Origin of the sequence: Paraburkholderia heleia NBRC 101817 (genome assembly GCF_000739775.1) — a bacterium.
GTDB lineage: Bacteria > Pseudomonadota > Gammaproteobacteria > Burkholderiales > Burkholderiaceae > Paraburkholderia > Paraburkholderia heleia.
Window position 1 is genome coordinate 23,082 of sequence record NZ_BBJH01000064.1, and the last position, 12,322, is coordinate 35,403.

Annotated in this window: 10 protein-coding genes and 2 pseudogenes; 5 read left to right on the forward strand and 7 right to left on the reverse strand. The window is 64.9% G+C overall.

The annotated features are described in order from the left end of the window. Positions 1–180 precede the first annotated feature (180 nt). Positions 181–876 carry a PIG-L deacetylase family protein gene (locus BHE01S_RS34565; protein WP_042272720.1) on the forward strand — a complete coding sequence of 232 codons (696 nt, stop codon included), beginning with the start codon at positions 181–183 and terminating at the stop codon, positions 874–876. 121 nt (positions 877–997) lie between these two features. Here BHE01S_RS34565 and BHE01S_RS34570 read toward each other — a convergent pair whose 3' ends face one another. Continuing rightward, positions 998–2,284 carry an NRAMP family divalent metal transporter gene (locus tag BHE01S_RS34570; RefSeq protein WP_042272722.1) on the reverse strand — a complete coding sequence of 429 codons (1,287 nt, stop codon included), beginning with the start codon at positions 2,282–2,284 and terminating at the stop codon, positions 998–1,000. Between the two features lie 87 nt (positions 2,285–2,371). Then, on the reverse strand, positions 2,372–2,950 hold the full coding sequence (locus tag BHE01S_RS34575) for a pyridoxamine 5'-phosphate oxidase family protein (protein ID WP_042272755.1): 579 nt from the start codon (positions 2,948–2,950) through the stop codon (positions 2,372–2,374). A gap of 130 nt (positions 2,951–3,080) precedes the next feature. On the opposite strand from BHE01S_RS34575, the gene BHE01S_RS34580 reads away from it, so the two are divergent. Continuing rightward, positions 3,081–4,379, forward strand: a complete 1,299-nt coding sequence (locus tag BHE01S_RS34580) for an NRAMP family divalent metal transporter (RefSeq protein WP_042272723.1) — start codon at positions 3,081–3,083, stop codon at positions 4,377–4,379. A 36-nt stretch (positions 4,380–4,415) separates the two neighbouring features. Here BHE01S_RS34580 and BHE01S_RS34585 read toward each other — a convergent pair. Together BHE01S_RS34585 and BHE01S_RS39620 are read right to left on the reverse strand one after the other, a co-directional pair. Further along, positions 4,416–4,724 (reverse strand): annotated as a pseudogene (locus BHE01S_RS34585) (GMC oxidoreductase); the annotation flags it as partial. Between the two features lie 5 nt (positions 4,725–4,729). Then, positions 4,730–4,852: a Rieske (2Fe-2S) protein gene (locus BHE01S_RS39620; protein ID WP_281177784.1), complete on the reverse strand. Its 123-nt coding sequence runs from the start codon at positions 4,850–4,852 to the stop codon at positions 4,730–4,732. Positions 4,853–5,021: 169 nt separating this feature from the next. Between BHE01S_RS39620 and katE the strand changes: the two genes are divergently transcribed. The 3 genes and pseudogenes from katE to BHE01S_RS34595 all read left to right on the forward strand — a co-directional run bounded on the left by katE (position 5,022) and on the right by BHE01S_RS34595 (position 7,866). Next, complete coding sequence (katE, locus tag BHE01S_RS34590; protein WP_042272728.1) at positions 5,022–7,118, forward strand: catalase HPII; 2,097 nt, start codon at positions 5,022–5,024, stop codon at positions 7,116–7,118. Between the two features lie 66 nt (positions 7,119–7,184). Further along, positions 7,185–7,259: pseudogene (locus tag BHE01S_RS39405) on the forward strand (hypothetical protein); the annotation flags it as partial. Continuing rightward, positions 7,228–7,866: a CHAD domain-containing protein gene (locus BHE01S_RS34595; RefSeq protein ID WP_245639949.1), complete on the forward strand. Its 639-nt coding sequence runs from the start codon at positions 7,228–7,230 to the stop codon at positions 7,864–7,866. The pseudogene BHE01S_RS39405 and the gene BHE01S_RS34595, both read left to right, overlap by 32 nt. On the opposite strand, the gene BHE01S_RS34600 is transcribed toward BHE01S_RS34595, so the two are convergent. Genes BHE01S_RS34600 through BHE01S_RS34610 form a run of 3 tightly spaced genes read right to left on the reverse strand, consistent with a single transcriptional unit; the run spans position 7,863 to position 12,208 of the window. Then, a complete protein-coding gene (locus tag BHE01S_RS34600) occupies positions 7,863–9,455 on the reverse strand; it encodes an efflux transporter outer membrane subunit (protein WP_042272732.1) in 1,593 nt (530 codons plus the stop codon). The two genes, BHE01S_RS34595 and BHE01S_RS34600, sit on opposite strands and share 4 nt — an antisense overlap. A gap of 1 nt (position 9,456) precedes the next feature. Then, positions 9,457–11,037: a DHA2 family efflux MFS transporter permease subunit gene (locus BHE01S_RS34605; RefSeq protein WP_042272735.1), complete on the reverse strand. Its 1,581-nt coding sequence runs from the start codon at positions 11,035–11,037 to the stop codon at positions 9,457–9,459. Between the two features lie 10 nt (positions 11,038–11,047). Beyond that, on the reverse strand, positions 11,048–12,208 hold the full coding sequence (locus tag BHE01S_RS34610) for an HlyD family secretion protein (RefSeq protein WP_084069573.1): 1,161 nt from the start codon (positions 12,206–12,208) through the stop codon (positions 11,048–11,050). Between the last annotated feature and the right edge of the window lie 114 nt (positions 12,209–12,322).

Consider the following 12,322-nt stretch of genomic DNA (forward strand, 5'->3'; position numbering starts at 1 on the left):
CTTGCGGGCGATCCCGTGAGCTTTGCGATGAACGCGCATGCGGCGCTGGCGGGATATTGCCGTACGTTCAGGGCGAGTTTGTGGTGACCCTGCTGGTGCGTCGATCACAATTCGCCGCTCTGGAACGTGAATTGCTGAGTCTGAAAAGCCGTCTGGACAGGTCTTGAGGAGGAGAGCGGCGTGGAAAGAAAACCAACCACAGGGGCGCGTCTGATTGTCATCTCCCCCCATCTGGACGATGCGGTTCTTGGTTGCGCCGGCTTGCTGGCGGCGTGTCCCGGGTCGATCGTCTGCACCGTTTTCGCGGGTGAGCCTGCCTCGCCGATGCACACGGAGTGGGACGAAGCCAGCGGTTTTGCCGATTCGCATGAAGCATTGCAGGCACGCAGGCTGGAAGACAGGCGCGCACTCGCGCTCTGCCGCGCCGAGCCATTGTGGCTAGACTTTCTCGATGCGCAGTACGGCTCGACTCCGGCTGTCGAGGCCGTCTCGGATACGTTGGCGGCGCAGTTTGCCCGTTTCGATACGTACTTGCCAGTTTGCCCCTTCGGCTTCTGGCACCCGGATCACGAGCTCGTTGGCGCCGCCTGCCGGCTGTTGCTGCGCACGCGCCGCGTTTTCCGCTATATCGCGTACGAGGACGCCATTCACCGCGCCATGCCAGGTGCGCTTCGTGCCGGCTTTGAGCAACTCGAGGCGGACGGCCTGAGCGCGAGTGCGACGAGTGCGCGGCCCTTCGGCGGGGCCTCTGCGCGACGGCTCGCGGCGCTCAAAGGGCGAGCGGTGCGGGCTTACTCAAGCCAGATGCGCGCGTTCGCCCCGTTCCCCTCCGACGTTGCACGCGCAGAGCGTTACTGGCTGGTCGAGGCGTTGTGAATTCGTAGAGAATCGCGCCCGGAATACCACGATTTTCGATTGCGGCTAGAGGGGCGTGAATTAACTTTGGTCGGTGGCGCGTCCTCGTGATTTGGCGGCCGTGTCAGGAAGTCTGGATTGATCATGCCGGAACGAACATGCCCACGGCAGCCACGGCCATCAGCGCAGTCGCCGCCCATCCTCCATACTCCAGGATTCCTGAGATTGCGAATTGGCCCATCAGACGGCGGCTGACCCCCATCAACATGACGACGATCATGACGGGTACGGCGGCAAGACCATTGATGACAGCGCTCCAGTAAAGCGCCTTCACCGGGTCGAGGTGACAGAACGTGATCGCGACGCCACCCAGAATGGCCACGACGATAACGGCATAGAATTCACGTGCCAGCGTGAGATGTAGAGACAGGCTATTGCGCCAGCGGAACGCGCCCGCCGCGCCGTAGGCGGCCGAACCGGCGAGCACGGGCAGGGCGAGCAGCCCGGTTCCCGCGATGCCCGCGGCAAACACCAGCGCAGCGAAACGACCGGCAATGGGCGCGAGCGCCTTCGCCGCATCGGCGGATGTCTCGATGTCGATATGGTGAGCGTGCCGCGTGGCGGCTGCGGTCAGCATGATGAAGAATCCCACGCCATTCGAGACACCCATCCCGATCCAGGTATCGGCAGTGATCCTGTCGAGCTGGTGATATGCACGGGACGATGAGACCCGGCGCAACGGATGTTCGCCCGGGTTCGATCGAAGTTCCTCGACTTCCTGCGACGCCTGCCGGAAGAACAGGTAAGGGCTAACCGTCGTGCCAAGAACGGCGACCACCGTGGCGAGATAGTCGCCGGACAACCGCACGTGTGGGCGGACCACCGAAAGACCGACATCGACTAGCACAACGAACGCCACCGCGACGTACGCAAAGAGCACGATGGTCAGCCATTTCAGAAAGCGGGCATAGCTTTCGTAGGGAAGGCAGATCTGCAGGATGGCGGAACACGCGCCCAATGCAACCACGTAGAGCTGTTCCGGGCCGCGCACCAGCAAGCCGATGGCCGCGCCCATGGCTGCCAGGTCCGCCGCAATGTTGATCGTGTTGGCGACGGCGAGAACCAGCACCAGAACGATCACGAGCCAGCGGGGGCCAAAAGCCCGCATGTTGGAGGCAAGCCCTTTGCCCGTCACGCGTCCAATGCGTGCGCTGATCATCTGGATGGCGACCATCAGCGGATAGGTCAGCAGGAGCGTCCATAGCAGCACAAAGCCGAATTTCGCACCGGCCTGCGAGTAGGTGCCGATTCCGCTGGGATCGTCATCCGCGCCGCCCGTGACGAGCCCGGGGCCGAGCCGCGACAGCCATGAGCGCTCCGTCCGGTCGGTCACGGCGATTTCGGGTTCGAGCTTTTCGTTATCGACCACGGCGATCTTCCTGCTGCGCCCGGAAAGCGATGTCGTGAGGAATCCGCAAGTCTCGTGCCGGGCGCGGGCCGTGAAAACGATCGGCTATCAGGGGGCAATCCAGCTGCTGACCCAGGCGTCGTTCTGACGTACATACAACGCGCGACAGCTCCGATCCGTTGCCGAAAGATCTAACCAATCCAGCCGGGCAGGGCGCAACTCGACGACGCAGAAGTGTTTGAAGCCTTCGTCCGGGCCAGGTGCGTCGTGCGTCTTGTCGAGTGCATCTTCCGCGTGGCTGATGGGCGTTCCGGGGGGAAGGCGCGTGCGGTAGGCGAGGAGGCCATGGTCGGGACTGGACCACCACGCATCGGCTCGCACCTGCCCGTCGCGAAGGATCCGGGTTTCGCCAGACACACGCACTTGCAGGTTGCGAACGGTATCGACGCCGACAAGCGCGATGCGGGGTTCCCGGCTGAGTTCGGCGACCTTCGGCGAGCGCAGGTCGGTATGGAAAGTAAGCAGGTTGTCCGTTTCACTGGCGCTGCGAAGCAGGATGGTGCGCACGTTCGGCGAACCATCCAGGCCGATTGTCGCAGCCTGCATCACCTTGAACGGGTGCTTGTCTTCGCGTACGGCGGCAGCGAGGCAATCCCAGAGTCGGGAATAAATCTGTTCGAGGTTCATCGGGCTCATTACTGGCAAGCCGCCCATGACGGCTGAGGTCCGCTAGTCAGAGAGCATGAGCACGCTCGATGCCCGGGAACATGCCCTGCGCGCCCGGCGTGCATTCCCGCACGTTTCCTGACTCATCTCGATGAAAGCCGGCCTGAGCCTACGTTGTCGACGCGAGCACGCCAACAGAAGCGAACTCCCGGCCCACGCCTGGGCAGCGGACACGGGTCCGGGTCTCGGCACGGTCGCAACGGACAATGATCCGGGCGGCATCCTGACCTATTCGCTCGCGGGCGCGCAATACGGCCTCGATCTACTCTGGGTATGCGTGCTTTCGTACCCGTCGATGGTGGCGCTCCAGTTGATCGCGACGCGCGTTGCTGCCGTCACGGGTAAGGGCCTCACGGAGAATATGCGCCAGCACTATGCGCGCTGGATCTTCCTGATCGCGGTCGCACGCTTTCTGGGCGCCAACACCGTGAACATGGCTGCCGATATGCTCTCGATGGGGGAGGCCGCGCGCCTGATGTTCCGCGGGCCTGTCGCGCCGTTCATCGTCCTGTTTGCCGCCGCGTCGATCGCGCTTCAATGGTGGGTACCCTACGCGCGCTACGCGAACGTGCTCAAGTGGCTCGCGCTTTCGCTGTTTGCGTACGCCGGCGTAATGTTCGTGACCGAAGTGCCATGGCGCGCTGTGGCATGGCATGCCCTGGTGCCGGGGTTCACCTGGTCCGAGGACTATTTCGGGATGTCGCTTGCGGTGCTTGGCACCACGGTCAGCCCGTATCTGTTGTTTTCGCAGGCCGAGCAGGAGGTCGAGGAACGGCCGCGTGCGGGCGCAAGCCGCGAAAGCCGTAACGAGGACCCCGCCCAGCTAAAAAGGATGCGGCGCGATACGCTGTTGCGCACGCTGCTTTCCAACGCTTGCGGAGCGATTATTCTCGTCGCGGCCGCGCTCACGCTTCACGCAGCGCACCAGCCCATCGACAGCACGCAGGCCGCGGCACGCGCGATCGCTCCGATCGCGCATGGGTGCGCGGCGCCCGTACTCGGCCTCGCGCTCCTCGGGACCGCGCTGCTTGCGCTCCCACCCCTGGCGGGTTCCGCGGCTCACGCGGCGGCCAGCTCGTTCGGCTGGCCGCAGGGTGAGCAGCGGGACCGCCGGATCGCCGGTGTGCTTGTGGCTCTCATGGTGACGAGTGTGGCAATCGCGTTGCTGTTCCACGTGTACGGTGTCGATCCGGTCAAGGCCTGCTATCGGAGTGCGTTGGCAAACGGCATGACCGTCGCGCCAGTACTCATCCTGCTCTTGCTGTTGAGCCGACGCCGCGATGCGGTGGGCGAGATGAAGACACACGTGTTCACACGCGCATTATGCTGGCTTGCCACGCTGGCCACCGGCGCAGCGTTGACGGTACATACCGCTTTGCAGCTCACATGAGGACGCTGCTCGCATGATGGCCGGCGCACGACCCAGTCAAAGCTCGCCGCGTGATGCAAGTTGCTTGATGCGATCGGCGGTGCGGTATGCGATCGCCTGGATCGTGAGCGATGGATTGACGCCGCCCACTGTCGGAAATGCGGAGCCATCGCAGATCCACAGGTTCGGAATGTCCCAGCTGCGGCAGTCTGCGTTCACCACGCTCGTGCGGGCGTCGAAACCCATGCGTGCCGTCCCGTTCAGGTGACACGTGTCCTCGTCCTGCGTCCAGATGTCCCGCGCGCCCGCGGCCTCCAGCGCGCGGCGCATGAATCCGCGCGCATGCCGGACAAGGCAGCGATCGTTCTCGCTCATTGACCAGGGATACGTTCGCCGACATTCACGAGCAGCACAGCGACCCCTTCCAGTTCGACGCGCCGCATGCCCGGCGCGGGCAATGCTGCTTCGTCCATTGCCTTGATCCATGCCGCCATTGTCCGCTCCCGTTCACGTGCTGTTCAGGAGCGAGCGCAATCGGCATGCCGAGGACGTGGTTCGCGCGATGCTCAACGGCACATCGCTTGCGCTCCGGATTGCACGCCCGGCCGCCCTCTCCTTCCTCCTGGCGGCGAGCCAATTGAAATCCTTACCTGGAGCCACCCCATGTCACAACGCAACCGCCCCCGCGGCAAGCATCAGCCCAACGACGCGAAATCGCGCAGCCTCGAATCGTTTCGCGCGCACGCGGACGGCGAGGCGTTGCGCACCAACCAGGGCGTGAAGATCGCCGATAACCAGAACACCTTGCGTGCGGGCGCGCGCGGGCCTTCGCTGCTTGAAGATTTCATCATGCGCGAAAAGATCACGCACTTCGACCACGAACGGATTCCCGAGCGCATCGTGCACGCGCGCGGGTCCGCGGCGCACGGCGTTTTCCGTGTGTACGAGTCGCAAGCCGAACTCACGCGTGCAGGCTTCTTGCAGGATCCCGCGAAGGAAACGCCGGTTTATGTGCGCTTTTCGACCGTGCAGGGCCCGCGCGGCTCGTCGGACACCGTGCGTGACGTACGCGGATTTGCAACGAAGTTCTACACGGAAGAAGGCAATTTCGATCTGGTCGGCAATAACATGCCGGTCTTCTTCATTCAGGACGCGATCAAGTTTCCCGACTTCGTGCATGCGGTGAAGCCCGAAGCCCCGGACGAAATGCCGACGGGCGGTACCGCCCACGACACCTTCTGGGATTTCGTCACGCTTGTGCCGGAAAGCGCCCATATGGTCATCTGGGCCATGTCGGACCGCGCGATACCCCGCAGCTTGCGCACCATGGAAGGATTCGGAGTGCATACGTTCCGCTTCATCAATGCCAGGGGCAAGGCACGTTTCATCAAGTGGCACTGGCGGCCCGTGCTGGGTTCGTACTCGTTGCTCTGGGACGAGGCACAGAAAATCGCGGGCAAGGACCCTGACTTTCATCGGCGGGACCTGTGGGAGGCGATCGAGCGTGGCGATTATCCCGAGTTTGAACTGGGTGTGCAGGTCATCGAGGAGAGCGACGAGCACAAGTTCGACTTCGATCTGCTCGATCCGACCAAGCTCGTGCCTGAAGAAGAGGTGCCGGTGAAGATCATCGGCAAGATGACGCTCAACCGCAATCCGGACAACTTTTTCGCGGAGACGGAGCAGGTCGCGTTCCATCCGGGGCATATCGTGCCCGGTATCGATTTCACGAACGACCCCTTGCTGCAGGGTCGGTTGTTCTCCTATACCGACACGCAGATCAGCCGGCTTGGCGGACCGAACTTTCATGAGATTCCGATCAACCGGCCGGTGTGTCCGTATCAGAACAATCAACGCGATGCGATGCACCGGCAGACGATCAACGTCGGTCAGGCATCGTACGAGCCGCATTCGGTGGGCGGCGGCTGGCCGAAGGAAACGCAACCCGGTGACGGGGGATTCGAAAGCTACCAGGAGCGCATGGACGGCGTGAAAATCCGCGTGCGCAGCGAATCGTTCGCCGACCACTTCTCGCAGGCGACGATGTTTTACAACAGCATGTCCGAGCCTGAGAAGGAGCACATCAAGGCTGCCTATACGTTCGAACTGGGTAAGGTCACCAGGCCAGAAATACGCGAACGCCAGGTCAATGCGATTCTCGCGAACATCGACGTGGACCTCGCCGCGAGCGTGGCGCAGGCGCTCGGGCTGCCCAAGCCCAAAGCGGGTAGCAAGCCGGGCAAGCCGCGCACGGCCAGTTCGCCCGCGCTCAGTCTGCTCACCCGCGGGCAACCGGGCATCAAGACGCGCAAGATCGCCTTGCTCACGGCGCCCGGCGCGGACCCTGCGACCCTCGAGCAACTGCGTGACGCGTTCGCAAAGGAAGGGGCGACGGCGCTCGTGATTGCGCCCACGCTCGCGCCTATCGGCGACCTTGCGCCCGATGCGACCATTACCGGCATGCCCTCGGTCATGTTCGACGCGGTGTTCGTTCCCGGCGGCGAGAAGGCCACGGAAGCGCTCTCGCAGTCGGGCGATGCGCGGCACTTCGTGCTCGAAGCGTTCAAGCATCTGAAGGCGATTGGCGCGGTCGATACGGGCCGGCTCGTGCTGTCCGCAGCGCAATTGCCGGACAGCGCCGACGGTGTGGCGAACGGCGATGCGGCCGATCTCAAGCGCGTGTTCAAGGCGTTCATCGAAGCGGCGGGGCAGCATCGCGTCTGGTCGCGCGCGGCACAGGCGTTGGCGGTGCCAGCGTGAGCGCGGCAGGGAGGGGCGCATGGACTAGCCGGATAAACAACCTGGGAAGACGCGTACCGACGCGCAATCGCAGTTCTCGCGCTACGCGCAGCCGCTGGTGAGCGAGGCGCTGGCGCGCGTCTCGACACCGAGCCGGAGACGCTGCACAAACTGCGCGTCGCGTTGCGTCGGCTGCGCACGCTGTTGTGGGCGTGACGGTCGCTGCTCGGGCGCGTTCGTCGATCCTCAGCGCGCGTTTCTCAAACGCGCCGCTGCGGCGGCGGGCGAGGCGCGCGAGCGCGCTCACCAGACGCTCTCCGCCGCCGACCTCAAGCATGCGCTGCGCGACATGCTGCATGAGGTGAACCGCGCGTTGAACACGTCGCCGCGCCCCACGCCGCTCAAGCGCCTCGCGCGCGAGCGGGCGCGCGTGGCGCGCCACTCGCTGGGCAAACGCATGCGGCGGGCGCGTCGCGCAAAAGGGGGAAATTACGCCGCGTTGCACGAGGTGCGCAGGGGCGCAAAGCACCTGCGCTATCTGCTGGAATTCTTTGGACCAGTCTTGCCGCGCCGCGAGAGCCGGCGCGTGAAGCCGCTCAAGCGGCTTCAGGATCGTTTCGGCAAGCCAAACTATGCGGTGGCGAGCGAGCGTCTCGTCGCGCAGCATCGCGAGATTTTCGCCGATGCCTCGAACGCCGACGCCGCGCTCGCAACACTGCGGCGCGAGCGCAACCAGCGCCGGCGAAAGGCGGCGAAGCTGCTCGGCTAGCGCGCTTGTGACGATGTGGATGAAGCCATCGGCCCCGCATCTTCCCAGCCGCCGCCCAGCGCCTTGTACAAGGCAACGAGGTCGGTGCACACCTGCAAGTCCTGCTGCTGCGCGTTCTGCTCGGCGCTGCTCAATTGGCGCTGCGCGTCGAGCACGTCGATAAACGAGACGATACCCTTGCGATAGCTCTCGCGCGCAAGCTCGAAGGCGCGCCGCTGGGCCGCGACGCTTTCGTCGAGCGACACTAGACGCGCCTGATCGGTGCGATACACATCGAGCGCGTTGTTCACGTCGCGCAGTGCGCCCAGCACGGTCTTGCGATAATCGAGCGCGGCTTCGACCTGCTGCAACTTCGAGAGACGGAGGTTCGACACGAGCGCGCCGCCCTGGAACACCGGCAGCGAAACGCTCGGCCCCCACGACCAGAACAGGCTCGCCCAGTGCGCGAGATCGTGCGGCGAAGTCGCGCGCGTGCCGATTTGCCCGGTGAGCGAAATGTCCGGATAGAACTGCGCGACGGCCACGCCCACGTTGGCCGTGGCCGCATGCAGCGAGGCTTCGGCGCGGCGGATGTCGGGGCGGCGGCGCGCGAGCGTGGCGGGCAGCCCCACCGGCACGGCGGGCGGCGTGCCGGGCAGTACGCCTGGGGGAGCGCCCGGTGGCGCGAGTTCGGCATCGAGCGCGCCCGGCGCTTCGCCCACCAGCACCGCGAGGGCGTTGAGCGACTGCGCGATCTGCTGATCGTATTGCGGCAGCAAGGCCTCGGTCTGCGCGCGCTCGGCTTGCGAGCGCTCGACGTCCAGCTGGCTCTGGAGGCCGTGCTTCGCGGCGCTGCGCGCGAGTTCCACCGTCTCGCGCTGCTCGGCAACGAGGCTTTCGGCGGTGGCGTGCAGCATTTGTGCGCCGCGCAGTTGCAGATACGTTTCCGCGACTTCGGCTTCGAGCGAGACCTGCGCATCGCGCTGCGACTCGAGCGCGGCATCGGCCTGCGCGTTCGCGGCTTCCACCGAGCGCCGCACGCGCCCGAAGAGATCGAGTTCCCACGAAGCGTCGAAGCCCGCCTGCCACAGGTTCACGGGCGCGGTGAGCTGGTCGAGCGCGCTCTGCGCGCCGCGCTCCACGCTCGCCCCCGCGCCCGGCGCGATCTGGTTGATGGGCGAATTGGGTGCGCCGAGTGCATCGACCTTGTTGTAGACGCCCGCCGATTCGAGTATGCCCTTCGCGCCCAGTTGATCGCGTTTGTAGCTCGCGCTCGCGCGCACGTTCGGCAGGCCTTGCGCGGCGGCCTGCTGGGTTTGCTCGCGCGCTTCGGCAATGCGCACGACCGCAATGCGCAGATCGGGGTTGCCGCTCAGCGCGCGATCGATCAGGGTATCGAGCGTCGGGTCCCCGAAGCTGCGCCACCACTGCGGGTCGGGATTCGACTCGACCGTGGGCGTGGAGGCAGCCGCTGCCTGCGATGTCGCGTCGTTCGCGCCGCGTTGCATCGCATGCCAGTCGGCTGGGGCGTTTGCCTGCGGTGGCCTGAAATCCGGGCCGACCGTGCATGCACACAACGAAGCGGCGAGAACGACGGCAAGCGCGCGCATCTCAGTGTCCTCCCGAACCGGACGCCTTCGTGGGCGAGAACAACAGCGCGAGCGGCGCAAACACAAAGCAGAAGCACGCGAGTATGCCGAACACATCGATATAGGCAAGTATCGTTGCCTGCGAAACGAATGTCTCGTAGAGATGGCTGTTCGCCGTCTGCATGGCCTGCGCAAGCGGCGCGCCGGTGCTTTGCATGACCGTTTTCGCGTTGCGCGCGAGCGTGTCCTGATAGTTCTGCGAAAACGGTGACATGTACGCGGAAAGGTGCGCCATCCATGCCTGCGAACGCTCGCGGATCAGCGCCGTGGAGACCGAAATGCCGATCGAACCCGCCACGTTGCGGAACATCGTGAAGAGCGCGGAGGCGTCGTTGTTGAGTTCCTTCGGGACGGTCAGATAGGCGAGCGTCGTGACGGGCACGAACAGAAAGCCAATGGCGAGCGACTGCGCGCTGCGCAGCTTCACGAGCGTGAGGTAGTCGATATCCGGCGTGAGGGTGCGCGCGTAGATGAGCGCGACCGTGAGCAGAATGAAGCCGGTGAGGACGAGCATGCGCGTCTGGATATGCGGCATCAGGCGGCTGATGATCGGAATCTCCATCGTGATGAGCAGCGCGCCCGGCGAGAGCACGAGACCCGCGAGCGTGGCCGTATAGCCGAGCTGCTGCTGGGCGAGCTGCGGAACGATTACGGCGCTGCCATACAGCACGGCGGCGAACGCGGCGATCATGCCGCAGCCCAGGGCGAAATTGCGGTCGCGCAGGCAGCGCAGATCCACGACGGGATGCTTCGCATAGCGCAGCCGGATGGTCGCGCCCACGATGCCGAGCACAGCGAGCACGGCAAACGTGACGATGAACGGCGACGAAAACCAGTCGTCGTCCTCGCCGCGATCGAGCATCACTTGCAGGCAGCCGAGGCCCACGGCAATGAGCCCGATACCCCAGAAGTCGACTGCGCGCCGGCGCTTGCCCTGCTGCATCTCGCGTTTGACCCACGGCGGGTCCTCCACGAGCTGGTACACGGCGAGCGTCGTGAGAACGCCGACGGGCACATTGAGCAGGAAGACCCAGCGCCACGAGGCGTTGTCGGTAATCCAGCCGCCCAGCGTCGGACCGAGCACCGGCGCGACGACGATGGCCACCGCGGAGATCGAAAATGCGCGGCCACGCTGGCTGGGCTCGAAGGTGTCGAGGATGATGGACTGCTGGTTGGGCTGCAGGCCGCCGCCGAAAAAGCCTTGTGCCACGCGAAAGATCACGAGCTGGCCGAGGCTCGTCGCGACGCCGCACAGGAACGAGCACACCGTGAAAGCGACAATGCAGAGCATGAAGTAGCGCTTGCGCCCGAGTACGCGACCGAAGAATGCCGAGATGGGCAGCACGATACCGTTGGCGACGAGGTAGGACGTGAGCACCCAGGTGGCCTCGTCGTAGCTCGCCGACATCGTGCCTGCAATATGGGGCAGCGCTACGTTCACGATGGTCGTGTCGAGCACTTCCATGAACGCTGCGAGCGTGACCGCGATCGCGATAAACCAGGGGTTGCCGGGCGGTCGCCATTTGCGCTGCGAATTGCTCATGGCCACGCCCTCAATCCTCCAGATAAACCGTCGGCTCGACCGAAAGCCCCAGCGGCAACGGACGATTCCCCGGCAACCCGCTATCGATCACGATCTTCACGGGCACGCGCTGCACGATCTTGACGAAGTTTCCTGTCGCGTTCTCGGCGGGAAACGCCGAAAAGCGCGAGCCGCTGCCGAGCTGGATGCTGTCCACATGGCCACGCAATTCCAGCTTCGGGTATGCGTCCACGCTGATCCTGACCTTGTCGCCGGGACGCATGCGCGTGAGTTGGGATTCCTTGAAATTCGCGGTGACCCACATTTGCGGCGTGACGATGGAAAAGAGCGAGGCGCCCGCCTGCAGGAACGTGCCGTACTGCACGTTGCGGCGCGTCACCCAGCCATCGGAGGGCGCGCGCATGTCGCACCAGGCGAGATTGAGCTGCGCCGTGTCGAGCTGCGCTTCGGCCTGCGCCACCTGTTCGCGGCGCGCTTCCACGGCGGCCACGGCCTGGCGGATCTGCTGCGGCACGAGACTCGCCGTTTTGAGTTGCGCACGCGCGCTCATGACGCTGGCGTGCGAAACCCGCTGCTGGTCGGTGGCGGTGTCGATGTTCCGCTGCGTCGTCGCCCGCGGATCGACACCGTGCTGGCGCTCGTAGTCGGCCTGCGCGCGGGCATAGTTCGCGCTGGCGGTTTCGATCTGCGCGCGCGCCTGTTCGTACTGCGCGGGGTATTGCACGCGTGCAATGTCGAGCTGCGCCTGCGCCGAAAGCAACTGGGCTTTCGCGAGGCCCAGCTGCGCGCGCGCCTGGTCGACCTGGGCTGCGTAGTCGCGCCGGTCGATCTCGACCATCAGGTCGCCCTTGTGCACGTAGACGTTGTCGTTGACATTGAGCTGCGTGACGTAGCCCGACACCTTGGGCGCGATGGTGATGGCGTTGCCGTCGGTGTAGGCGTCGTCGGTGCTGACCTGGTTGCGCGTGACGAACCACCAGATGAACGCGCCGATGGCGATGACGAGCAGCACGACGCCAATGACGATGAGCGGCTTCCTGCCGGGACGCTTGCGTCCCTGTTTGTCCTTCTTCTCGCCGCCTTTGGACTTCGCGGCATCCGTGCGGCGCGGCTTGCCCTGATGCGTGCGCGACCATGCGCATACGCCGCCCGTTCCTTCTTGCTCAGCCATGCGCGGCTCCTGGCTCGTCGGTGAACTGGCGACAGCAATCGCCATACCTATGACGGGCGATAGCGAAGGATAGTGCGGAGATCCACCGCCAGAAAGCCCGCAGTAAAGCCCGGG